Below are 23,358 nucleotides of genomic sequence, written 5' to 3' on the forward strand. Positions count from 1 at the left end.
GCAGATGTGCTAGGAACGATCGAAGGAAAGCCGGATTGGGCCCTAAACTTTTTGAAAGGGCCTCTCATGCGTGCAATCGCGTTCAGCTCCTGCGTAGCAGTCGTGCTATCCATTTCGTCCGCGGTTCATGCGCAATCCGCAACGGCTGATATCAAGTCCAAGGCCCAGCGCCTTGTCGCGCCTCTTGTCGAAAGTCGCGACAGCCGGCTGCAATCGGTCGCAACATTCGAGCATCAGGTGACCGGCGTCACCGTCGCCCCGGACGGCCGCATCTTCGTGAACTTCCCGCGCTGGACGGAGGATACGCCGGTTTCGGTGGCCGAACTCATGCCGGACGGCTCGACCAAGCCATATCCCAATGAGGAATGGAACGGCTGGCGCAACGCGCGAATGTCAGAAGTATCGCCCAATGATCACTTCGTCTGCGTTCAAAGCGTCGTAGCGGACCGGCGCGGATCGCTTTGGGTCGTCGATCCCGCGGCTCCCAATGCCGAGAAGACTGTGAAGGGTGGACCCAAGATCGTCGAGGTCGATCTGAAGTCGAACGCTGTGAAGCGGATCTTTCCGATCGCGGCGGATGTCGCTGGTCCGGCCAGCTATCTCAACGACATCCGTATCGCCCCCGACGGAAAATTCGCCTATTTGACCGATTCCGGTTCGCCCGGCGGCCTGGTTGTTCTCAACATCGAGTCCGGGCAGGCTTGGCGGGTGCTGAGCGAGGATCCTTCTACCCAATTCGATCCGAGCGTCACCGTGATGACAGATGGCCAGCCGTTGCGGCGGCCGGACGGACGGCAGCCCTTGTTCAATGCCGACAGTCTGGCGCTGTCGAAGGACGGCAACACCCTCTATTGGCAGGCCCTGACCGGAAAGACGCTCTACCGGATCGCCACGTCCAGCATCCAGAGTGCGGACGCGGCGGCTCACGCTCGCCCGGAAACAGTGGCAACGACGGAGCCCGTCGATGGGCTCTGGACCGGCGAACATGACGAAATCTATCTAAGCTCGATCGCCGACAATGCCGTCAAGGTCCTCAACCCCAGTGACGGGACCGTGCGACAGCTGTTGACGGATTCGCGCCTGCGCTGGCCGGACACCTTCTCGCAAGGTCCTGACGGCGCAATCTATGTCACCGCGTCGCATATCCAGGATTCACCCTGGTTCCACATGGCCTGGACGGACAAGAACTTCACGCTTTTCAAGTTCATGCCAAGCGACGCGAACACCGTCGGGTCAAGTCGCGAGCCGAACCGGCAGTAAGCGCGCGGCTCGGGAGGCGGCTTAGGACGAGGAGGACAGATGGCCCATTGGGTTGAGCCTGTGGCCGGCACGCTGCTGATGGCACTTGTCCTTGCCGACGTATTCCTCACGGTTCTCTACGCACGCGCCGGCACCGGAATTATCAGCGACCGCCTGGCCAGACTGGTTTGGCTTGCACTGCGCCGGTTTTCCTCGCTCTGCAATGGCAGCCATTTGCTTTCATTCTGCGGCCCGTTGATCCTGGTCGCCTTGCTGCTCACCTGGTCGATTCTGCTCGCGCTCGGGGCTGCACTGATTGTGCACCCTCAGCTCGGGACCAGCATTACAAGCAGCCACCAGGAGACTCCAACCGACTTCGTGACTGCGCTTTACGTGGCGGGAAGCAGCCTCTCGATCGTAGGCGGCAGCAACTTTGGTCCGCAAAGTGCCGGAGCGAAACTCCTGTTTCTCCTGAATTCGGTGATCGGGACGTCGGTCATTTCGCTCACCATCACTTACCTGATGCAGATCTATGGCGCGCTCAGGAGCAGGAACTCGCTTTGCCTCAACATTCACGCGCTTTGCGGTGAGACCGGCGATGCAGCGGACCTGCTCGCGCATCTGTTCGCAAATAACCAGCTGAGCGCGGGCTACAACAATCTGTCCGAGTTGGCCGCGGAGGTCACCGATACCAAAGAAGCTCACCACTTCTATCCCGTCCTGTTCTACTTCCGCTTTCCTGAACCGTTCTACTCCGTCGCCCGGTCGTCACTCATCGTGCTCGATGCCGTCTCGCTGATCCGAAGTGCATTGCCGAAGGACGCCGATTGGCTCAAGCAATCCGGCGCGGTCACCCAACTATGGTCCTCCGCGCTGCTACTCCTTTCCACCCTCAACAACGTTTTCCTGCACGAGAAAGCATCGGCTGAAGCCGACGACCGAGATCGGCAGCTCTGGCGGATCCGGTTCGACAATGCACGACGGCGGCTGCGGCAAGCAGGTATCAGTGTCACCGACGATCTTCCGCATTCGTGCGAATCCTACATGGAACAGCGAAGAAGGTGGGACTCTCTGGTTTGCGTGCTTGGCAATTCCATGGCTTACAGGCCCTCGGACATCGATCCGGCGATACTAAGGGCGTAAACCCCTGCCGTACTTCTCGCCGAGCGCGCCTGGCCTGGTCTCGCGTCTCAGCGACGCGACGCCTTCGGCGGATCAGCCTCATGAGGCGAATTGTTTCAGGGTTGGAGCCGTGAGAGCAGACGTTGTCGATCCTGATCGCGATCTCGCTGCTCCATCCGCATTCGTTCGAGTTCGCCTTCAGCTTTGGCTGTGTCCTGATTCTGGCGCTTCATTTCAATGATCAGCGCCTCCTGCTCGGCGAGCCGCCGTTCTCCTTCGACGACGTCGCGCTCGATCTGGCTCAGCTCATCGTATATCGCCGTCGTGTACATCGCGATCCTCGCGCGGCCGTGCTGCAGAAGGCACGCCGGAGAGTAGTTTTCGCCTTTTCCAGGAGCTTGATCGGGCCGCTTGGTGCGGCCTTGACCAAAGCGCAAGGCGCATGACTTTCAACTCAATCAGCTTCTCGAACGTTCCGGCTGTTTCCATTTTTTCCCGGGCTTTGATCGGTCGAACGAGCGGCCGTGTTGTAATCATTTTGGCGGAAGCGGCTCACCTAACACGCGACTGCCTGGAACGGACCTCGTCGCGGCGATAGTGCACTCGGCTCACGGCTGCGCTTCAGTCAAGTTGCAAACAAGCGGTCGGCACAATATCGTCGATCGTCCGCCCGCATCTCTTCCGCCCACTATGTCTTCCGCTCCCACGTCTTCCGCCCCCATGTCTGACGTCCAATCTCCCCAGGAGCCAACACGATGAATGTGGTCTCAGTGCCCGGCGGGATCCATCGCCCTCCAGGGAAGGTCGATATCCCATCCGCATGGCAGGGCGGTGAGATGAAAGCCAATCCCGATCGATGGTTGATATCGCTTGCGGCCGGCGAGATCGCCGAGCTTGAGGGCGCGGCTGAAACATTTCTTGGCAGAAACAAAAAAATCGCCGAGATCACGAAGGAAAGCTTTCCGCTTCCCCGCTTCGGCGCGCATCTGGAAGAGGTTAAGACAACGCTCCTGGCTGGCCTTGGCTTCGAAGTCATCCGCGGCCTCCCGGTGGCAAAATATAGCCAGGAGTTCGCCGCTACGATCTTTTGCGGAGTAGGCGCGCATCTTGGATCGGCGCGGTCCCAGAATGCAGCGGGTCACATTCTCGGTCACGTCCGTGACACCGGCGCCGATGCGAAGGATCCGAACACCCGAATTTATCAAACTTCGGAACGGCAGACATTCCACACGGATTCGTCCGACGTGGTTGGATTGTTATGCATTCGCGAGGCGATGGAGGGAGGGGATTCCCTCCTGGTCAGTACGACGACGATCTACAACGAGATGTTTGACAGACGTCCCGACCTTGCCGCTCTCTTGTTTCATCCGATCGCGACAGACCGGCGAGGCGAGGTGCCGGAGAACGAAAAGCCATATCTTGAAATCCCGGTGCTGAATTGGCATGCGGGGTTCCTGACCGGGTTCTATCAGCGCCAGTATATCGATAGTGCGCAACGCTTTCCCGATGCGCCGAGACTGACGCCGGCTCACGTCGAGGCGCTCGATCTCTTCGACGCGCTCGCAAATGATCCCGCGCTGCATTTCGGCATGCGGCTTCAGCCGGGTGACATGCAGTTCGTTTACAATCATGCCTTGCTGCATGACCGGACCGGATTCCGCGATTGGCCCGATGCAGGCCAAAAGCGTCATCTGTTGCGCCTTTGGCTCAGCATGGAAGGCGACCGGCCGCTGCCCGATTGTTTCAAGCAGCGCTATGGTTCGATTGAGATTGGCAACCGTGGCGGCATCATCACCAAAGGTACCAGTTTGAACGTCCCGTTGGATTGACGTTCCGAATGGGTTGAACCGGAAGCCCGGACCCACCTAGCCTCGCAAGCTCAAGCCGCATGATCAGCCCGGACCATCCCTTCGACAGCGCCAGGCTGAAACTCTCAGGTGCCTCGACGCGACCAGGGCGAGTACCCACAAATGCCGCTTGTTGGCATAAAGCGGACATACGCATCACCCGAGCTACTTGAATGATGCGGTCTCGGCCGGGGCGGGTGTACTTGGCCGCACGAATACAATGGTGGAGTTCACTGGAATTTCCGCGTTCTCGCGGGTGCTCTGGCCGATGAGAATGAGGCCTGCTCCACCATTGGCTACCGTCAGGATGACCGGTTCACCCGCCCATGTCCTGATCGGCTCCATCCCGATGATGAGAAACTCACCGATTGGCTGGTCCAAGTACTGAAGTCTCAGCTGCGGAGCGATTTCTGCGGGCGCAAGTCCGAAGCCCAGCCGTTGCGCGCGCGCATGGATTTCGGTCAGCGACGCTGTCTCGCCCTCGAAGCCGAGCTCAGCGGGCGAGAGAGGGACGAGCTCTACGTCCGTTTTCTTGTCACTCAGAGTAAAAGCCGGCCGCGCAAGGACTTCAGCAGCTGCGCTTCCGACGTCGCAGCCCATTGCACTCATCGCCTTGCGAAGGGCGCGCATGTCCCTGAACGTCCCTGTCGCAATCGTCTTCCAGGGCCGAACATCGGCGGCCGAACTGACGGGAGTCCGCGATCTCGGCACCGGAGCAGCGGTCTTGAGGTCCAGGTGATTCCGCAGAACGTCCTGCGCGGTGCATTGAGCTTTGGCCTCGCTTGCGAAAGCGAGGATAAGGGCGCTACAGAGCAGCAGGGCAATAACGCCGCTGTCCCGTTCTGTCGAACGACTCGGCCTCGCGATGTTTCGGTGCGAGGCGATGTAGTCGATCTCGCCGCGCGTCGTGCCGATGTCCATGAGCTCCCTGTCGCTGAGGCCGCACAGGGTCGCTTGTACGCTCCGGCGTCTGCGGCGCTCCCGCCATGCGCTCAAGAATTGCCGGACGAGGCTGACAACGCGCTGCGTTGATCCGAAGGGCCGTCGCATCCACGCGGCGCCATAGATCGCGCTCATCGCAATCTCCTTTGGCTTGCTTCTCACCGAGGGCTAAGGTGCCAATGCTCGGTCCGGTACGCTTGACGAGGGGCTTACATTTCTCTTACCGGCGGCTTATTCTTTGCGTTCCAGCCGGTGCGGGGCGTTTCCGTGCGGCTGACGTCCGCCGATCCCGCGACACTGGGGCAAGGCACACTTGATATTCGGCTTACATTTTCCGTTTCGAAGGCCTATCTTCTCTGGACAATCGCTGCGGCGCTCTCGGAAGTAGAGGGCACGCCTGGGGAATGGTGCCATGCGCTATTTCTTCGAGGACTGTGTGCTGGATACCGACCGGCGCGAGTTGTGGCGCGGGCCCGATGCCGTTCCTACGACGCCACAGGTACTTGATCTGCTCGGCTATTTGATCCGCAGCAGGGATCGCGTCGTCAGCAAGGATGATCTCATAAACGCAATTTGGAATGGTCGGATCGTTTCTGATGCGGCGCTGACCACCCGATTGAACGCGGTCCGACGCGCGATCGGCGACTCCGGCGCGCAACAACGTCTTATCAAGACATTTCCACGAAAGGGCTTTCGTTTCGTGGGCGCTGTCCACGATGACGAGCGATGTCCCGAAACTGCGGTGATATCAGGCGCCCTCGCAGAATCGTCGAATTTTGCGTGCGCAACCGCCGAGGCAGCGGTTTTGGTCCCGGAGTTCTCCGAAAAAGTAGCTTGCAAACGGCGGCCCAAGAACTGGGTGCGTCACATCAGAGGCCCTCTGAAGTTCGTTGGCGGGACGCTGGCGTCGGTTGCGGCGATCGGTGCAATTGCCGGCGGCCTTCTTGGTTATTGGAATGTTTGGAAGACGCTCCGTACTGACCCACTTCGGGAAGCTCGAGAGCTTCAAGGACAACCGATAGTCAGGCCCGAGATCGCGCATCGTCTCTCTCTCATCGTGTTGCCCTTCATCAACCTCAACAACGATCCAGAGCAGGATCACCTTGCCGATGCCATCACGACAGATTTGACGACCGATCTTGCGCGAGCGCCCGCCACTTTCGTCATCGGACGCGAGGCCGCCCTTGCCTACAAGATTAAGTCGATCGATCTGAAGCAGCTTGGAACGGATCTCGGCGCCCGCTGGGCCGTGCGCGGCGCGGTGAGGGGCAACGGAGATCAGGTGCGGATCAGCGTATCCCTGACCGATCTTCAGACTGCGCGCGACATATGGTCCGACCGGTTCGACGGCGATCGGACAGATCTGGCCATTTTGCAGAAGAACATCACGGTGCGGCTCCTCTGTGTTGCGCACCTGCAGCTCCGTCAATACGAAGAAGCGATCGAACCGTGTAGCCGATCGTTAAACATCGGCGCGGGCCTTCAAGCCTACACAAGCTGATCTCGGCTTACGGCCGACGCGACAAATGGGAAATCATCATGACGGTGCTGGCTGCACCCCTTACGCGAGACACGATGATCCTGAAAGTATCCGCCGAGGAATCCCTTCAGCAAGGTGACGGATGCTGACAAGAGGATGAATTTGGACGACGTCCCGTCGGCCGTTCTGCGCCATGCAGCGATGTCCGCTATCGCGCCATAGTTGGCGACGAAGTGGACATCACACGCGCCGGAAGCTGTGCGCTCCGATCAAACTAGGATGCGGGTCAGCCGCGCCTACTCCTCGTCTTCGTCATCCTCGTCTTCGTCGTCGAGCTCTTCCAATCGATCGAGCACCGCGAACGGCAGCGTCTCGCGAAACAGATCGCCTTCCGCGCCCATCCAGAGACAGATCACGTCGTCGCCCTTCACGTCAGCGACGGTGAGCGGCTGGCCGCCGGATTTCAGCATGACGATGTCGCCGGCTTTTAGTTCCATGGATGGTCCTTTCGGTTTGAATGACGGGAGAAGCTAGCAAAACGGCATGACATGCCGATCACGGGCTACTCGGTCAGTGGATGTGTTGCGGTAGCGCGCATGCGCCGGCCGGGCTGCTGAAATCGATCAGAGAGCTTTAGGCCGGAGCGATCCCATCACGAGAGGCAATGGCGCCTGTTCGATGGATGGCGCAAGGGCTCTTCCGTCCCGTGCGTCGCGACCATGACACCATGCGCCTGTTTTGCCCGACGGAGCAACCGATTTTGTCAGATCCGCAGTTTGCGTTTTCCGCAAGTCCTTGATTCTGCTGCGGCCGTCTACTGTGCATGGGGTTGTTTTCGATGTTTTTGCTTGCGCACCCCGATTGCAGTCAGCCCGGCACCAGTTCTGTCAGCGAGCGGATGATGCGGTCGGGCTTGACGATCGAGCCTTCGGGCAGGCCGTCGCCATGCACGTCGATCCAGATCGAGTAGATGCCGAGACGCTGCGGCGTCACCACTTCCCATTCCAGATTGTCGCCGATCATCCAGGTATCCTCAGCGGTGACGCCGAGCGCCTCCATCGCGTGCAGATAGGCGCGCTCCTCGGGCTTGCCGAAACCGTGCTCGCCCTCGATCTGGATGTGGTGAAAGCGATGCGCCAGCTCGAAGCGCTCCACCTTGGCGCGCTGGGTGTCGGCGGCGCCGTTGGTCACCAGCGCGAGCTTGATGCCGAGCGCCTTGAGCCTGTCGATGGCGTCGTGCGCGCCGGGGAAGACGAACATCTCCTCCTCGCGATAGGCCGTGAAGCGGTCGGCGAGGCGAACGGCGAGGTCGTCGGGCAGGGCGCGATGACCGGCGGCCGCGAGCGCGGCAAAACCGCCCTTGACCGTGAGATGGCGGGCTTCGGCGAGCTTCATCCGCCACGAAGCGTCCGCATTGGCCCAGAAGTTTTTCGCGAAGGCCAGGACGGTGCTTGCGACCAGTTGCGGCGGCAGCGGCGCGAGCTCCTCGGCGAACTCCGCTGTGATCGTGTTCCAGGCGATCTCGGGCCGCGCATAGGCCGACAGGATGGTGTCGTCCATGTCGATCAGCATGGCGCGCGGCAGCGGCTTCATTGCGGGCTTCATCGTCGTCATGGCCACTTCACCTCCGGTGGCAGCGACGACAGGATCGAATCCACATTGCCGCCGGTCTTGAGACCGAAGATGGTGCCGCGGTCGTAGAGCAGGTTGAACTCGACATAGCGCCCGCGCCGGATCAATTGCTCCTCGCGATCCTCCGCGGTCCAGCTGGTCGCGAAATTGCGCCGCACGATGTCGGGATAGATCTTCAGGAAGGCGCGGCCGACATCGCGGGTGAAGGCGAGATCGGCGTCCCAGTCGCCGCTGTCGTGCCAATCGTAGAAGATGCCGCCGATGCCGCGCGCCTCCTTGCGGTGCGGCAGGTGGAAATACTCGTCGCACCACTTCTTGTACTTGTCGTAATCGGCGACGCCGTTCGGCTGCGTGCAGGCCTGTTTCATTGCGGCGTGGAAGGCGATGCTGTCGGCATCGTCCTGCGTGCGCCGGCGGTCGAGCACCGGCGTGAGATCGGCACCGCCGCCGAACCAGGCCTTTGTGGTGACGACGAAGCGTGTGTTCATGTGCACTGCGGGCACGTGCGGATTGCGCAGATGCGCGATCAGCGAGATGCCGGAGGCCCAGAACTTCGGGTCGTCCGCCGCACCGGGAATTTGCGCGCGAAACTCGGGCGCGAATTCGCCGTGCACGGTGGAGCAATGCACGCCGACCTTCTCGAACAGGCGGCCTGACATCATCGACATCACGCCGCCGCCGCCTGCCGCGCCGGTATGATCGGTGCGCTGCCACGGTGTGCGTTTGAAGCGGCCCGGCTCGCCCGAATAAAGGCTTTGCGGGGCATCGTCCTCCAGCCGCTCGAAGCTCGTGCAGATGTCGTCGCGCAAGGATTCGAACCAGGCGCGTGCGCGCGTCTTGCGGTCTTCGATCAAGCTCGGGTCCATCGTGGATGTCATTCTCTCAACCCTGCGGACCGTAGTAGGTGCAGCTCTCGTTGCAACTGTCGCGGTGGATGCTGACGCGGGTGAGCTTGCCGATAGGCGCCAGCCGCTCCCAGACGAAGCGCGAGAGGTTTTCCAGCGTCGGTGTGCCCAGTGCCTCGATCTTGTTGAGATACTTGTGGTCCAGAATCATGCGCACGTCTTCGATGGCGCGCTGGACCAGGCCGAGATCGACCACCATGCCGGTTTTGGGATCGGGCGTGCCGCGCAGCGTCACCTCGGCGCGGAAGGAGTGGCCGTGGATCTCTTCGCTGGCCGCGCCGAACGTCGTTCCCGACAATGAGTGCGCCGCCTCGAAGCGAAACGATTTCGTCAATTCCCACATCTGTTCGAAAACCAATCCTATCTGATACCGAGCGATTTATGCGTCTGCACGCTGAGCCGCCATTGCGGATGATTGAGGCAATAGTCGATGGCGCCCGCAGTGTTTTGGACGACCTCGGGCCCGTCCATCGGCTGCAGCGAGAAGCGCTCGAAGGCGAGATCCGCGAAGGCTTCCGGCATCGCGAGCGGCTGCGGATAGACCAGCTTCAGCTCGTGGCCGCGCCGGATCACCAGATCGCTGCCGCCCTTCGGGCTGACGCAGATCCAGTCGAGCCCCTCGGGCGGGGCGATCGTGCCGTTGGTCTCGACCCCGATCTCGAAGCCGCGGGCATGGAGCGCGTCGACCAGCGCCGCATCGACCTGGAGCAGCGGCTCGCCGCCGGTGAGCACCGCATAGCGGTTGTCGGTGGAGGCCGTCCATTGCGCCGCGATGGTGCCGGCGAGTTCCGCGGCCGAGGCGTAGCGCCCGCCGAGCGTGCCGTCGGTACCGACGAAGTCGGTGTCGCAGAATTTGCAGGTCGCCGCGCTGCGGTCCGCCTCGCGCCCGCTCCAGAGATTGCAGCCGGCAAAACGGCAAAATACGGACGCGCGCCCGGCATGGGCGCCTTCGCCTTGCAGGGTCAGGAAGATTTCCTTGACCGCGTAACTCAACCGTCTCTCCTCAACATGTCAAACTTGCGGGTTCCGGAGCTGCCGCAGCGCTTCGCCTGCGGCCATCGCCGCGGTCATGGCGACATTGAGCGACCGCAGCCCCGGAGCGATCGGGATCACCAGCCGCGCGTCCGCCGCCTCGACCACCGCCTCGGTGACGCCGGCGCTCTCGCGCCCGAATAGCAGGATGTCCGCCGTCTGGTAACGGAAATCGCGGTAGTCGGTCGCGCCTTTGGTGGTGAACAGCAGCAGGCGGGCGCCCTGCGCCGCCCGCCATTGCTCGAATTTCGACCAGGAGTCGTGCCTGACGATGCTGACCTGATCGAGGTAGTCCATTCCCGCCCGGCGGAAATGCCGGTCCGAGACGGGGAAGCCCGCCGGTTCGATGATATGGGCGGCCACGTCCAGACAGGCGCAGAGCCTGAGAATCGTGCCGGTGTTCTGGGGAATGTCGGGTTGGAAAAGCGCTATCTGCATGGGCTGTGCATGGGCTGTGCCGGGTTCGGTGCGGGCCGGAAATGTCTCAATAAAACATCGCTGGCCGCGGAATTCGTGCATTGCACGCTCCCGCGCCGATAGCGGGCTTGCGCTCGCCCGGCAAGGGTGCCAATAGAACGATTCTGGACTGCTGTTTTCGCCTTGTTTTGGTGGGGGCACGTGAAGTTCTGCCGCCGCGGGGGGCCGCGGGCGCCGGCAGGCTGTTCTGGGGACCTTGGGGGCTCCTGGAGCGGTTCCGCCGGCCGCATAAGAAGAAAGGGTTGGAATCGTGACGACAGCGTCTTCGGCGGACCATCCGACACGCCGTGATTTCTTATTCGTTGCAACGGGGGCAGCTGCAGCAGTAGGGGGCGCAGCTGCGCTCTGGCCCTTTATCTCCCAAATGAATCCTGATGCGTCGACCATCGCCGCCGGTGCGCCGATCGAGGTCGATCTCAGCCCGGTCGCCGAGGGGCAGGACATCAAGGTGTTCTGGCGCGGTAAGCCGATCTATATCAGCCACCGCACCAAGAAGCAGATCGACGAGGCGCGCGCCGTCAACGTGGCGAGCCTGCCCGATCCGCAGTCCGACGAGGCCCGGGTCAAGTCCGGCCATGACCAGTGGCTGGTCGTGATCGGCATCTGCACCCATCTCGGCTGCATCCCGATCGCCCACGAAGGCAATTACGACGGGTTCTTCTGCCCCTGCCATGGTTCGCAGTACGATTCGTCCGGCCGCATCCGCCAGGGGCCCGCGCCCGCGAACCTGCCGGTGCCGCCGTACCAGTTCGTTTCCGACACCAAAATCCAGATCGGCTGAGCTTCGGGCCCTCGTCCGAAGCTTCGCGCCGTCTCGTCGTACTATTTCCTCAGGATCGCATCATGAGCGGACCATCCGACTACCAGCCGAGCAATCCGGCCCTGCAATGGATCGAGCGACGTCTGCCGATCCTCGGCCTCATGCACTCCTCGTTCGTGGTCTATCCCACCCCGCGCAACCTGAACTATTGGTGGACCTTCGGCGCCATCCTCTCGTTCATGCTGGGGATCCAGATCCTGACCGGGGTGATCCTGGCGATGCACTACACGCCGCATGCCGACCTCGCCTTCAAGTCGGTCGAGCTGCTCGTCCGTGACGTCAATTACGGCTGGCTGCTGCGCAATATGCATGCCGTCGGCGCCTCGATGTTCTTCGTCGCCGTCTACGTCCACATGCTGCGCGGCCTCTATTACGGCTCCTACAAGGAGCCGCGCGAAGTGCTCTGGATCCTCGGCGTCATCATCTACCTGCTGATGATGGCGACCGGCTTCATGGGCTACGTGCTGCCGTGGGGCCAGATGAGCTTCTGGGGCGCCACCGTCATTACCAATCTGTTCTCCGCCATTCCCTATGTCGGCGAGAGCATCGTGACGCTCTTGTGGGGCGGCTATTCGGTCGGCAACCCGACGCTGAACCGCTTCTTCTCGCTGCACTATCTGCTGCCGTTCCTGATCGCGGGCGTCGTCGTGCTCCACGTCTGGGCGCTGCATGTCTCCGGCCAGAACAACCCTGACGGCGTCGAGCCCAAGACGGAAAAGGACACGGTTCCGTTCACGCCGCATGCGACCATCAAGGATATGTTCGGCGTCTCCTGCTTCATGCTGCTCTACGCCTGGTTCATCTTCTACATGCCGAACTATCTCGGCGACGCCGACAATTACATTCCGGCGAACCCGGGCGTGACGCCGCCGCACATCGTGCCGGAATGGTATTATCTGCCTTTCTACGCGATCCTGCGTTCGATCCCGAACAAGCTCGCGGGCGTGATCGGGATGTTCTCGGCGATCATCATCCTGTGCTTCCTGCCCTGGCTCGATGCCGCCAGGACGAAGTCGTCGAAGTACCGTCCGCTGGCCAAGCAGTTCTTCTGGATCTTCGTCGCGGTCTGCATCCTGCTCGGTTATCTCGGCGCGCAGCCGCCGGAAGGCATCTATGTGATCGCCGGCCGGGTCCTGACGTTCTGCTACTTCGCCTACTTCCTGATCGTGCTGCCGCTGCTCTCGCGCATCGAGAAGCCGCGGCCGGTGCCGAACTCGATCTCGGACGCCGTCCTGGCCAAGACCGGGAGCAGGTCGACGCCGATGGTGTCGAGCGCGATCGTGCTTGCGCTGGCGGGCGCGTTGTTTGCGGGCTCAGCCGACAGCGCGCGTGCCTCCGAAGGCAGCGACAAGCCGCCGGGCAACAAATGGTCGTTCGCCGGTCCGTTCGGCAAGTACGACCGCGGTGCGCTCCAGCGCGGCCTGAAGGTTTACAAGGAAGTCTGCGCCAACTGCCACGGCCTGTCCTACGTCGCCTTCCGCAACCTCGCTGAAGCCGGCGGTCCTGGCTATTCGGTCGCGCAGGCTGCAGCCTTCGCCTCCGACTACAAGGTCAAGGACGGCCCGAACGACGCGGGTGACATGTTCGAGCGCGCGGGCCGGCCGGCGGATTATTTCCCCTCGCCATTCCCGAACGAGCAGGCCGCGCGTGCGGCGAACGGCGGCGCGGCGCCGCCGGATCTGTCGCTGATCACCAAGGCGCGCTCCTACGGCCGCGGCTTCCCGATGTTCATCGTCGACTTCTTCACCCAGTATCAGGAGCAGGGCCCGGACTACGTTTCGGCGCTGCTCCAGGGGTTTGAGGACAAGGCGCCCGAAGGCGTTACCATCCCCGAGGGGTCCTACTACAACAAGTACTTCCCGGGCCACGCCATCAAGATGCCGAAGCCGCTCAGCGACGGCCAGGTGACCTATGACGACGGCTCGCCGACCACGGTCGCGCAATACGCCAAGGACGTCACCACTTTCCTGATGTGGACCGCCGAACCGCACATGGAAGCGCGCAAGCGCCTCGGCTTCCAGGTGTTCATCTTCCTGATCATCTTCGCCGGCCTGATGTACTTCACCAAGAAGAAGGTCTGGGCCGACTCGCACTGAGCGGCCCGAGCCGAGAATGAAGAGGCCCCCGCAAGGGGGCTTTTTTGTTGGGCACGAGAGTGTGTTGTCAGGCGCGATTGCCTATCGCGCGCTCAAACGCCAAAATGCCGCGAATCCAAAAACTCGTCGGAGGACACCATGGGAACCGCCATCACCTTCAAGCGCCCGGACGGCAAGGACGCATCGGGCTATCTCGCCAATGCCGCGCGCGGCAACGCGCCGGGCGTGGTGGTCATCCAGGAATGGTGGGGTCTGTCGGACCAGATCAAGGGCCTGTGCGACCGCTTCGCGCTGGCCGGGTTCGATGCGCTGGCGCCCGATCTCTACAAGGGCAAGGTGGTGCCGTATCACGACACCGACGCCGCCGGCAAAGAGATGAACTCGCTCGACTTCATGGACGCCACCACCCAGACGGTGCGCGGCGCCACGCAATATCTGTCGCGCAACGGCGCCAAGGTCGGGCTAACAGGCTTCTGTCTCGGCGGTGCCGTGACCATCATCGGCGCGGTGCATGTCCCGGAGCTCACGGCGGGCGTTGTGTTCTACGGCATTCCGCCCGAGCAGGCCGCCAAGCCCGCCGACGTCAAGATTCCGCTCCAGGCCCATTTCGCCAACAAGGACGATTGGTGCACGCCGGAGCTGGTCAACGGCTTCGAAAAAGCCATGAAGGCCGCCGGCAAGTCGCTGGAGCTGTTCCGCTATGACGCCGAGCACGCTTTCGTCAACGAGCAGCGCCAGGCCGTCCACGATCGTGAAGCCGCCGAGCTCGCCTGGGGCAGGGCGACGGAGTTTTTCCGGAAGCATCTGGGGTAGGCTGGTCGCCGACGGACCGCGATCAGCGCTACTGCCGCGCCACGATTGAAAGTCATTCACCGCAATCATAGAGTGCAGTCGCAGGGGTTTCCACCATGCGACTGCAGGAGAGCACGATGATTGTGGATGGCCGCTTGACCAAGGTTGTGGTTCCCAGCAAAGCGCTGGAAGCGGCTCGGGACCCCGAGAAGGCCAATTATCTAACCGGCGCTGTGGTCGACTATGTCAGCCAAATTCAGCACTTCGGCGTCTACACGAGAGGTGAGCTTCCGGCCGTGGCCATACAGGCCTATCATGCCGACTTCTATCTCGCTCAGGTCTGCAACGGCGGTCACAGCCAGTTCATCGGCAACACAGGGGTCGCGATGCTCCCAACGACGTCCGGCGATGCACTCGCTGGATTGGAGGCGATGGGAGCGAGCGCGCAACACCAGATCTTGCAGGAGATGATCGCCTGGGTAGAGGCTCATCCCGACGAGGCTGCGCTGCAGACCGGATTCGAAAACCGCGCCGCGGCGCTCAGCGCGCTTGATAAGCGCTTCTATGCGGTAGAACGAGAGCAACCAATGATACCACTCGCGGCCCGATGGATCGCGAGCTGGCCCGAATTGCACGCCGTCTCGCAGGAGCAGTATGCTTCCGAAATCGAGCGGCTTGCGCAGCTTAACCCACATCTGTCCCACCGCCGGATCTGGCAAAGCGTTCGCCACATCAGCTTCCAGATGACTGACGACTTGCAGATCACGGTCGCGGCGGCCTGCGGGGCGGTGAGGCCTGACCCGGAGCTCAAGGTCATGGTGCTTCCAGGATTCGACACGGATGTGGAGGGGCAGCAATGCACGGCGTTCGGCGTCAGGACCAACAAGGGCTCGCGGCTATGCGTCTTTGACGAGGCGGCTGGGCGACTTTATGAACTTGCGAAGCCCCCTACGATAGTGGGCGCGCGGCTGTCGACTGTGGGGACTGACACGATCCAGAATTTCTTGAGAATTGCCGAGAAAAACTTTGCGGCCGAAGCGATCGACCTGCTGTTGCGGAAGTTAAGTCTGGGTCCCACCGCGGTGATCACGGCCTTGAGCGTGAGCGACGATCGAGCCACTTGGTGTGCGGTCACAGGAGAGACCCGCGTTTTGGTCGAAACCTTGGGCGACCGCGCCCAGGTCATCGGATCTGGTGGCGAGCTCGTGCTCAAGGTCATGCGAGACGAAATCGAGCGTCATGCCGCAGACGCGGCCGTGGGGCGCGACAGCCTGCGAGACCGGCAATAGCCCTCGTTGCGATATGCGCCATTTTGCCGGTCGAGGCGGCCCCAGCCACCCTTGACGCCGTCCCCGCGCCATGGTGAGTATCCGGCCATGAGCACCGCCGTCCGCCCATCCCGTCTTTGGTGGCGCACCTCCTGAGAGGTGGCCGGTGCGATTTATTCTCCCAAAATCGTCTGAGGTCGCCCACGCAGTGCGGCGGCCTGATCGTTTGTCCTGTGTGGCGTTCCCTCGACAAGTTTCGTAAGAGGACACCATGAACAGGACCGTCTTTGCCCTTCCGGCTCGAAGCGACTATGTGACCCGCGCGGGGCTTGCGATCACGCGTGTGGCGGAGCAGTTTTCCGGCGGCGCCAACCGGCTCGACGATCTCGTCAACCTGCTCGACCGTCGCCGCGGCGTTGTGCTGTCGTCGGGTACGACCGTGCCCGGCCGTTACGAGAGTTTTGACCTCGGCTTCTCCGATCCGCCGCTCAAGCTCGAGACCACCGGCGTCAATTTCAAGCTGGAAGCGCTGAACGCGCGTGGGGAGGTGCTGATCGCCTTTCTCGCCGACGTCTTCCGCGAACCCTGTGCCGTGATCTCCGAGAAGACGCCGACGCGCCTTGCCGGTCATATTGTCCGCGGCGAAGCCCCAATCGACGAAGACCAGCGCACGCGGCGCGCCAGCGTGATGTCGCTGGTGCGTGATCTCGTCGCCGCTTTCTCCGCCAATGACGATGGGGTGCTCGGCCTGTTCGGCGCCTTCGCCTACGACCTCGTGTTCCAGATCGAGGACCTCGTGCAGAAGCGCGCGCGCGAGAGCGACCAGCGCGACATCGTGCTCTACGTCCCCGACCGCCTGCTCGCCTATGACCGCGCCACCGGCCGCGGCGTCGTGCTCATTTACGATTTCGCGTGGAAGGGCAAGTCCACCGCGGGCTTGCCGCATGAGACCGCCGAGAGCCCCTACCTCAAGACACCGCGCCAGGGTTTTGCCGATCACGCGCCCGGCGAATATCAGGCTACGGTCGAGACCGCGCGCGCCGCCTTTGCGCGTGGCGATCTGTTCGAGGCGGTGCCGGGGCAGCTCTTCGCCGAGCCCTGCGACCGCTCGCCGGCGGAAGTGTTCCAGCGGCTCTGCGTCATCAACCCGTCGCCGTACGGCGCCCTAATGAATCTTGGCGAGGGCGAATTTCTCGTCTCGGCCTCTCCGGAAATGTTCGTGCGCTCGGACGGACGCCGGGTCGAGACCTGCCCGATCTCGGGCACCATCGCGCGCGGTACCGATGCGATCGGCGATGCCGAGCAGATCCGCCAGCTCCTGAACTCCGAGAAGGACGAGTTCGAGCTCAACATGTGCACCGACGTGGACCGCAACGACAAGGCGCGCGTCTGCGTCCCCGGCACGATCAAGGTGCTGGCGCGCCGGCAGATCGAGACCTATTCAAAGCTCTTCCACACCGTCGACCATGTCGAAGGCATGCTGCGTCCCGGCTTCGATGCGCTCGATGCGTTCCTCACGCATGCCTGGGCCGTCACCGTCACCGGCGCACCAAAACTCTGGGCGATGCAGTTCGTCGAGGATCACGAGCGCTCGCCGCGTCGCTGGTATGCCGGCGCGATCGGGGCGGTGAATTTCGACGGCAGCATCAACACCGGCCTCACCATCCGTACCATCCGGATGAAGGAAGGCCTTGCGGAAGTGCGCGTGGGGGCCACCTGTTTGTTCGACTCCGATCCCGCCGCCGAGGACCGCGAATGCCAGGTCAAGGCCGCGGCCCTGTTCCAGGCGCTACGCGGCGATCCGCCGAAGCCGCTGTCGGCCTTTGCGCCCGATGCGACCGGAAGCGGCAAGCGGGTACTGCTGATCGACCATGACGACAGCTTTGTGCATATGCTGGCCGATTACTTCCGCCAGGTCGGCGCCGACGTCACCGTGGTCCGCCATGTGCATGCGCTCGACATGCTCGAGCAGAAGCGCTGGGATTTGCTGGTGCTGTCGCCGGGCCCCGGCAGGCCTGAGGATTTCGGGATCAAGAAGACCATCGACGCGGCACTGGAGAACAAGCTGCCGGTGTTCGGCGTCTGCCTCGGCGTCCAGGCGATCGGCGAATATTTCGGCGGCGAACTCGGGCAGCTCACGCATCCCGCCCACGGCCGGCCCTCGCGGGTGCAGGTGCGCGGCGGGCGGCTGATGCGCAATCTTCCGAACGAGATCGTGATCGGCCGCTATCACTCGCTCTATGTCGAGCGCGACAGCATGCCGGAGGTGCTATCCGTCACCGCCAGCACCGAGGACGGCGTCGCCATGGCGCTGGAGCACAAGACCCTGCCGGTCGCCGGCGTGCAATTCCATCCGGAATCGCTGATGTCGCTCAGCGGCGAGGTGGGCTTACGAATTGTCGAGAACGCGTTCCGCCTGGATGCGCGCGCTGATTGAGAGGCACAATGACTTTTGACCACGATCTGAAGGCGAGCGTCCGCACCATCCCGGACTACCCGAAACCCGGGATCTTGTTCCGCGACATCACCACGCTGCTCGCAGATGCGCGTGCGTTCCGCCGCGCGGTCGACGAACTCGTCAATCCCTGGGCTGGCAACAAGATCGACAAGGTCGCCGGCATGGAAGCGCGCGGCTTCATCATCGGCGGCGCTGTGGCGCACCAAGTTTCGGCCGGCTTCGTGCCGATCCGGAAAAAAGGCAAGCTGCCACACACCACCGTGCGCATCGCCTACTCTCTCGAATACGGCATCGACGAGATGGAGATGCATGTCGACGCCATCCAGCCCGGCGAGCGCGTGATCCTGGTCGACGACCTCATCGCCACCGGCGGCACCGCGGAAGGCGCGGTGAAATTGCTGCGTCAGATCGGCGCCAATGTGGTCGCCGCCTGCTTCATCATCGACCTGCCGGATCTTGGCGGCGCCGCCAAGCTGCGCGCGATGGACGTGCCGGTGCGCACGCTGATGACGTTCGAGGGGCACTGAGCCAGGACGCAGACGAGTATCGGCCGGGTAAATTCTCGCCTAGGACCGTTGCAGGATCAGGCTGAGCTCCAGCTCGCGGAACGCGAGATAGTTCCGCCGGGTCCACTGGTGCAGCTCGGTCGAGGCATCCTTCTCCTGGCGCAGATAACCGGTGAAGGAGAAATTCAGCCGGCCGATATAGGTCTTCAGGAATCCGGGCAGCGCGGGCAGTCGGAATACCCGTCCGGTAGCCATCGCGGCCGGTAGTTCGCCGCGCACGATGTGCTCGTTGTCCACCGTGATCAGGTTGATCCGCGGGATTTGTTCGCGCAACATCTCGTGGGCGCGGGCCGAGACGCGGTCGGTGTCGGCGACGAACAGGATCATCGGCGCGACGTGGCGGCGCGCCGCCTCTTTCAACAGGCCGATCTCCTCGGTCATCTTGAAGAACTCGTCAAAGGCGTGGAAGCCGAGGTCGATGACCTTGGCAACCCCGTCATCGACGATGACGCGATCCATCAGCTGCATCTTGCCGTAGGTGTCGATCACGTCGGCGGTCTCGGTGATCGTTGGCAGATAGTCGAGCAGCGACGGCTCCTTCAGGTTGACGTCGAAGGCGGCGACGTTGCCGTTCTTGAGCAGCAAAAATTCGCTCAAAAGCCGCGCCAGCAAGGTCTTACCGACCTGCGGGCGGGGCGAGCAAATGATGTAGAGGGGCGTCGCGGACATCGCTAGCTATATCAGTCGAACCTGGCGACCAATCCAGCCGTATCCGCCCGGCTTGCGCAACTATTTTTCGCTGTTGCGGCTCGTGGGCTTGGAGCCGACGATGTCGGTCAGCCGGATCCGGTCGAATTCGCTCCAGACGTTCGCCAGCCAATGCCGGACATAGCCGCGCAGCACGAACGAATAGTTCGCGGCCTCGTCATTGATGCCCTTGTTGGCGACGAATTTCAGGAACGGGACGGAGGACACTTCGACCTGCTCATAAGCCATTTCGTTGAGCTTGGGGATGGTCAGCTCGGTCGCATCCTTGATGCGGTGGAAGTAGGAATTATAGGTCGCCTGGTCCCACTGGAAGAACTGGGTGTCGTTGATGAAGTTCTTCACCAGGAAGTATTTGGCACCGGTCATGAAGCCCGCGGTCTCGGCGATTTCGTCCAGAGAGGCGATCGAGGGTCCGAGGATGTGGAACACGGCAAAGGTGATCTGGCCGGCCTTGGCGGCGTCGAGGAAACCGATGTCGCGCAAGGAGGCGAGCGCCGGCGAGAGCAGACCGGCGCGGACGTCGATCACGGTGACCGACGGGCTCGTCGCGTTGAGCGTATCAAAGATCTTCATCTGATCCGATGTCGTCGTCATGTCGACGATCTCGGTGATGTCAGGGTGGAAGCGCTTCAGGGTTCCGCGCGGCGATTCGGTGTCGAAGGCGCGCGTCGGCACGTTGTTGGCGGAAAAATAATCGAGCAAGGTGCGCGATACGGTGGTCTTGCCGACCCCGCCCTTGTCCGCGCCCACCACAACCACTGCCGGCTTTGCCATTGCTGTCCCCTAACGCGCGCCCCCGATCACGAAGTCGCAATCGGCCGGGCCCCAAATCGATGTCGCAAACATGTCCCAAGTCTGCTGTTGGGCGCGAACATGGCAGAAACAAGGGAGAATTCAATTGCTCGGCATGCAGTTACGCCAATTCCCGAGGTTTTTCCCAATCGCGACGAATCTTGCCGCGCATGGCGTCAAATCCCGCTCAATGGCGGCTCCAAGGACCCAAGGGATTGCCTACCGGGTTGCTACCGGCGGTTCCGGCGGAGCTGGGTGCGGGCACGGGCGGCGGATTGGCCGCGCCGCCTACGTCGTTCCAAGGACCTTGCCAGGGGCCCTGGCGTAGCGGCGGTGGGGTGTTCTTGCGGCCGGCTTGCGGGTCTGGCTCCTCGGCCTCATCGGCCGGAGGCGGCAGCGGGCCAGGATCATGGCCGCCGGCGAACTTGACCAGTGCGTCGACTCGCGACTGCACCGAGGGGTGGGTCGCGAACAAATCGGCAAAACCCTCGCGCGGATTGTCGACGCAGAGCTCCATCACCGCCGAGGTTGCGCCCGGCAGCTCGCCGCGCTTCTCGATCTTGCGCAGCGCCGAGATCATGGCGTCCGGGTTTTTCGTCAGCTCGACCGAGCCCGCGTCCGCGAGATATTCGCGCGAGCGCGACAGCGCGAGCTTCACCACCTGCGACAACAGCCAGGCCACCACGATCAGCACGACTGCGATGATGATGACGATCACCGCGCCGCCGCCCGAACTCTTGCTGTCGCTCGACGACGAGGACGATCGTGACGACGAGGAGGAGCCCGACGACCAGGAGCCGCCGGAGCCCCAGCTGAAATTCGTGAACAGGCGGAAGAACAATTCGCCGAAGAACCCGACCACGCCCGCGATGATGACGGCGACCACCATGAGCTGCACGTCGCCGTTCTTGATATGGGTCAGCTCGTGGCCGAGCACCGCCTCGATCTCCTTGTCATCAAGCGCATTGAGGAGACCGGTGGTGACGGTAACTGAATATTGCCGCGGGTTGAGGCCGGTCGCGAACGCGTTCAGCGCCGGGCTCTCCATGATCTTCAGCTTCGGCATCGTGATGCCGCGCGAGATGCAGAGATTTTCGAGCAGATTATAGAGCCGCGGCTCCTCCTGCCGGGTGACGTCGTGGCCGCCGGTCACCGCATCGATCATCGACTGGTGGAAGAAATAGGCGATCACGATCCAGGCCGCTGCGACGACGGTCGCAACCGGTGCGGCGACTTTCAGATCATAGAAGGCGCGTCTCAGATAATCGACGACGGTCTCGTCGCCATTGATGACGACTTCAGCGATCAGCGCGCCGGCATAGACCAGCACATAGACCAGCGCGAACAGGCCGGCGAGCAGCAGCATCGAACGAAACTTGTTCGAGGCGATGTGCGTGTAGAGACCATACGCGGCCATGACGCGATGCCCTGCCGACCTATCGGCTCAACTCAGAACTTCACCTGCGGCGTGGCTTCGACCTCGGAGCGGCTGGCACCGAGATCGAAGAAGTCCTTTTTGGTGAAGCCGAACATACCGGCGAACAGAGCGGCGGGCATCTGCTGGATGCCGGTGTTATATTCCTGGACCGCGCTGTTGAAGAAGCGGCGGCTGGCCGCGATCTTGTTCTCGAGGTCGGACAGCTCGCTGGCGAGCTGCTGGAAATTGGCGTTGGCCTTGAGGTCGGGATAGGCCTCCGACAGCGCGATCAGTCGGCCAAGCGCGCCGGAGAGCTGGTTCTCGGCCGCGGACACCTGCGCCGGCCCCTGTGCCGACATCGCCGAGTTGCGCGCCTTGATGACGTCGTCGAGCGTGCCGCGCTCATGCGATGCGTAGCCCTTCACCGTCTCGACCAGGTTCGGGATCAGGTCGTGGCGCTGCTTGAGCTGCACGTCGATGTCGGCAAAGGCCTGGCCGACGCGCTGGCCCAGCGCCACCAGCCGATTGTAGGCGGCGAAGGCAAAGAACACGAGGACGACGATAACGCCGAGGACGATCCAGCCGGTCGACATGGAGAACTCCTGAAGGGGGAAGAAGGCGGGCGCTAGGGTAGACCAAATTGGCGCGGAGCGAGAGCCCCGGCGCAGAGGGGAGGTAAGACTTGGTCGGATGAGGGACCATCCGAGTTCAAGGCGAAAGCCCCGGAGGAGGTTAACTTTCGGACAGGTCGGCATCACCCCAGCGCCAGCGGCGGGCGCTTGCATAGGCGGTCTTGTCGCGGCGCGGGATCCTGGCGAGTCCGACACCGCCCTCAGCGCAGAGCTTTGCCGTGATCTCGGCCTTGCCGACATCGGGCGGCGCCAGCACGCGCGCGGCGCGGGCTGCGGGCGGCGTACGGGTCAGCGCCACGTAGATGAATCGCTCGTCCTCGAACGGCACCTCGGCGCCCTTGATCTGGCGATGAGCCTGCGAGCGCGGCAAGCGTCGCGAGAAATGGCACCAGTCGGGCGCCGTCAGCGGACACGGCTTTTCGTGCGGGCAGGGTGCGGCGACGTAGGCGCCCGCCGCGATCAGTTGCTGGCGCAAAGCGAGGATGCGGGCGTAGCCGGCGGGCGTGCCGGGCTCGATCACGACCAGCGCGTGGCGGGCTTTCGCCCACATCGCTTCCGCGAGCTTGCGTTGATCGCCCTCACTGAGCTCGCCGATGACATAGCTCGCGACGACGAGATCGGCTTGCGAGACCTCAGCGAGGTTCGCGCCGGCATCGCCCGGCAGATGGCGGCAATCCGCCAGACGCGTGCTGTCGCGCGCCAGTTCGAGCGCGAGACGGCTGAGCGTGGCGTTGGCGTCGAGCAGGGTGAAATCCTGCAGCGAGGAGAACGCCTCCGCCGCGGCCCAGCTCGCGGTGCCCGGACCTGCGCCGACGTCGAGCAGTGTTTCCGGAGCGAGGTCCGGTGCGATCTCGGTCAGCGCATTCAGACTTGCCGCCACCGCCGCATAGGTCGCCGGCATGCGGGCGAGCGCATAGGCGAGCGCGTCGGCCTCGGATTTGATCGTGCCGGAGCCGCCGCCTGCGCGATAGGTGGTCGAGATTTTCTGCGATCGCTGTGCAGCATCGGTGCGTGAGAACCCCTGCAGCTTGCCGTCGAGGGCCGCCTTCAGTTCCGCGGGGAGGGTAGGTGAGATCATGTTTCATCATCCGCTTTCGCGGATGATGACGTCAATGGGTGCGTGACGGGCGCAG

22 protein-coding genes and 1 pseudogene are annotated in these 23,358 nt (G+C 62.8%); 10 read left to right on the plus strand and 13 right to left on the minus strand.

Translation table 11 applies throughout. The features are described 5' to 3' along the window. Positions 1–66: 66 nt before the first annotated feature. A complete protein-coding gene (locus tag AC0L3S_RS10000; protein WP_473262833.1) occupies positions 67–1,260 on the plus strand; it encodes an L-dopachrome tautomerase-related protein in 1,194 nt (397 codons plus the stop codon). Positions 1,261–1,299: 39 nt separating this feature from the next. Then, complete coding sequence (locus AC0L3S_RS10005) at positions 1,300–2,382, plus strand: two pore domain potassium channel family protein (RefSeq protein WP_473262834.1); 1,083 nt, start codon at positions 1,300–1,302, stop codon at positions 2,380–2,382. Positions 2,383–2,477: 95 nt separating this feature from the next. Here AC0L3S_RS10005 and AC0L3S_RS10010 read toward each other — a convergent pair whose 3' ends face one another. Then, positions 2,478–2,693 (minus strand): hypothetical protein, encoded by a 216-nt coding sequence (locus AC0L3S_RS10010; protein ID WP_473262835.1) that lies wholly within the window; start codon positions 2,691–2,693, stop codon positions 2,478–2,480. Between the two features lie 423 nt (positions 2,694–3,116). Between AC0L3S_RS10010 and AC0L3S_RS10015 the strand changes: the two genes are divergently transcribed. Further along, entirely contained in the window at positions 3,117–4,190 is a 1,074-nt protein-coding gene (locus tag AC0L3S_RS10015; protein WP_473262836.1) for a TauD/TfdA family dioxygenase, read from the plus strand. A 183-nt stretch (positions 4,191–4,373) separates the two neighbouring features. Here AC0L3S_RS10015 and AC0L3S_RS10020 read toward each other — a convergent pair whose 3' ends face one another. Continuing rightward, the gene (locus AC0L3S_RS10020) at positions 4,374–5,285 is read right to left on the minus strand and encodes a DUF1127 domain-containing protein (RefSeq protein ID WP_473262837.1); all 912 of its coding nucleotides are present in this window, start codon (positions 5,283–5,285) and stop codon (positions 4,374–4,376) included. Positions 5,286–5,562: 277 nt separating this feature from the next. On the opposite strand from AC0L3S_RS10020, the pseudogene AC0L3S_RS10025 reads away from it, so the two are divergent. Further along, positions 5,563–5,868 (plus strand): annotated as a pseudogene (locus tag AC0L3S_RS10025) (winged helix-turn-helix domain-containing protein); the annotation flags it as partial. A 1,058-nt stretch (positions 5,869–6,926) separates the two neighbouring features. Here the strand turns inward: AC0L3S_RS10025 and AC0L3S_RS10030 are convergent. The 6 genes from AC0L3S_RS10030 to AC0L3S_RS10055 all read right to left on the minus strand — a co-directional run bounded on the left by AC0L3S_RS10030 (position 6,927) and on the right by AC0L3S_RS10055 (position 10,637). After that, positions 6,927–7,127, minus strand: coding sequence for a YodC family protein (locus AC0L3S_RS10030; RefSeq protein WP_473262838.1), 201 nt, complete (start codon positions 7,125–7,127; stop codon positions 6,927–6,929). Positions 7,128–7,497: 370 nt separating this feature from the next. Beyond that, complete coding sequence (locus AC0L3S_RS10035) at positions 7,498–8,244, minus strand: HAD family hydrolase (RefSeq protein WP_473262839.1); 747 nt, start codon at positions 8,242–8,244, stop codon at positions 7,498–7,500. Next, positions 8,241–9,128 (minus strand): oxygen-dependent coproporphyrinogen oxidase, encoded by an 888-nt coding sequence (hemF, locus tag AC0L3S_RS10040; RefSeq protein ID WP_473278999.1) that lies wholly within the window; start codon positions 9,126–9,128, stop codon positions 8,241–8,243. The genes AC0L3S_RS10035 and hemF overlap by 4 nt, the downstream gene beginning before the upstream one ends. A 16-nt stretch (positions 9,129–9,144) precedes the next feature. Beyond that, the gene (locus AC0L3S_RS10045) at positions 9,145–9,510 is read right to left on the minus strand and encodes a 6-pyruvoyl trahydropterin synthase family protein (RefSeq protein ID WP_007607071.1); all 366 of its coding nucleotides are present in this window, start codon (positions 9,508–9,510) and stop codon (positions 9,145–9,147) included. A 17-nt stretch (positions 9,511–9,527) separates the two neighbouring features. Further along, positions 9,528–10,160 (minus strand): 7-carboxy-7-deazaguanine synthase, encoded by a 633-nt coding sequence (queE, locus tag AC0L3S_RS10050; RefSeq protein ID WP_473262840.1) that lies wholly within the window; start codon positions 10,158–10,160, stop codon positions 9,528–9,530. Between the two features lie 18 nt (positions 10,161–10,178). Then, positions 10,179–10,637, minus strand: a complete 459-nt coding sequence (locus AC0L3S_RS10055; protein WP_473262885.1) for a tRNA (cytidine(34)-2'-O)-methyltransferase — start codon at positions 10,635–10,637, stop codon at positions 10,179–10,181. Between the two features lie 289 nt (positions 10,638–10,926). Between AC0L3S_RS10055 and petA the strand changes: the two genes are divergently transcribed. The 6 genes from petA to AC0L3S_RS10085 all read left to right on the plus strand — a co-directional run bounded on the left by petA (position 10,927) and on the right by AC0L3S_RS10085 (position 18,637). Then, positions 10,927–11,457 (plus strand): ubiquinol-cytochrome c reductase iron-sulfur subunit, encoded by a 531-nt coding sequence (petA, locus tag AC0L3S_RS10060; RefSeq protein ID WP_007595042.1) that lies wholly within the window; start codon positions 10,927–10,929, stop codon positions 11,455–11,457. 62 nt (positions 11,458–11,519) lie between these two features. Further along, a complete protein-coding gene (gene fbcH / locus AC0L3S_RS10065; RefSeq protein WP_473262841.1) occupies positions 11,520–13,592 on the plus strand; it encodes a cytochrome b/c1 in 2,073 nt (690 codons plus the stop codon). Positions 13,593–13,730: 138 nt separating this feature from the next. After that, positions 13,731–14,405 carry a dienelactone hydrolase family protein gene (locus AC0L3S_RS10070; RefSeq protein WP_473262842.1) on the plus strand — a complete coding sequence of 225 codons (675 nt, stop codon included), beginning with the start codon at positions 13,731–13,733 and terminating at the stop codon, positions 14,403–14,405. A 95-nt stretch (positions 14,406–14,500) separates the two neighbouring features. After that, complete coding sequence (locus AC0L3S_RS10075; protein ID WP_473278935.1) at positions 14,501–15,673, plus strand: DMP19 family protein; 1,173 nt, start codon at positions 14,501–14,503, stop codon at positions 15,671–15,673. A gap of 250 nt (positions 15,674–15,923) precedes the next feature. After that, positions 15,924–18,089 (plus strand): anthranilate synthase component I, encoded by a 2,166-nt coding sequence (locus tag AC0L3S_RS10080; RefSeq protein WP_473278936.1) that lies wholly within the window; start codon positions 15,924–15,926, stop codon positions 18,087–18,089. A gap of 8 nt (positions 18,090–18,097) precedes the next feature. Next, positions 18,098–18,637: an adenine phosphoribosyltransferase gene (locus tag AC0L3S_RS10085; RefSeq protein WP_007595035.1), complete on the plus strand. Its 540-nt coding sequence runs from the start codon at positions 18,098–18,100 to the stop codon at positions 18,635–18,637. Between the two features lie 39 nt (positions 18,638–18,676). On the opposite strand, the gene AC0L3S_RS10090 is transcribed toward AC0L3S_RS10085, so the two are convergent. From AC0L3S_RS10090 to AC0L3S_RS10110, 5 genes are all read right to left on the minus strand, one after another. Next, a complete protein-coding gene (locus AC0L3S_RS10090; protein ID WP_473278937.1) occupies positions 18,677–19,345 on the minus strand; it encodes a hypothetical protein in 669 nt (222 codons plus the stop codon). Between the two features lie 60 nt (positions 19,346–19,405). Continuing rightward, positions 19,406–20,158 carry a P-loop NTPase family protein gene (locus tag AC0L3S_RS10095; RefSeq protein WP_473278938.1) on the minus strand — a complete coding sequence of 251 codons (753 nt, stop codon included), beginning with the start codon at positions 20,156–20,158 and terminating at the stop codon, positions 19,406–19,408. 205 nt (positions 20,159–20,363) lie between these two features. Next, positions 20,364–21,593 carry a M48 family metallopeptidase gene (locus tag AC0L3S_RS10100; RefSeq protein ID WP_473278939.1) on the minus strand — a complete coding sequence of 410 codons (1,230 nt, stop codon included), beginning with the start codon at positions 21,591–21,593 and terminating at the stop codon, positions 20,364–20,366. Between the two features lie 32 nt (positions 21,594–21,625). Beyond that, the gene (locus AC0L3S_RS10105; RefSeq protein ID WP_007595027.1) at positions 21,626–22,186 is read right to left on the minus strand and encodes a LemA family protein; all 561 of its coding nucleotides are present in this window, start codon (positions 22,184–22,186) and stop codon (positions 21,626–21,628) included. Positions 22,187–22,325: 139 nt separating this feature from the next. Next, positions 22,326–23,303, minus strand: coding sequence for a small ribosomal subunit Rsm22 family protein (locus tag AC0L3S_RS10110; protein WP_473278940.1), 978 nt, complete (start codon positions 23,301–23,303; stop codon positions 22,326–22,328). Positions 23,304–23,358: the final 55 nt, after the last annotated feature.

The sequence above is a fragment of the Bradyrhizobium sp. Ken01 genome, from assembly GCF_055807355.1.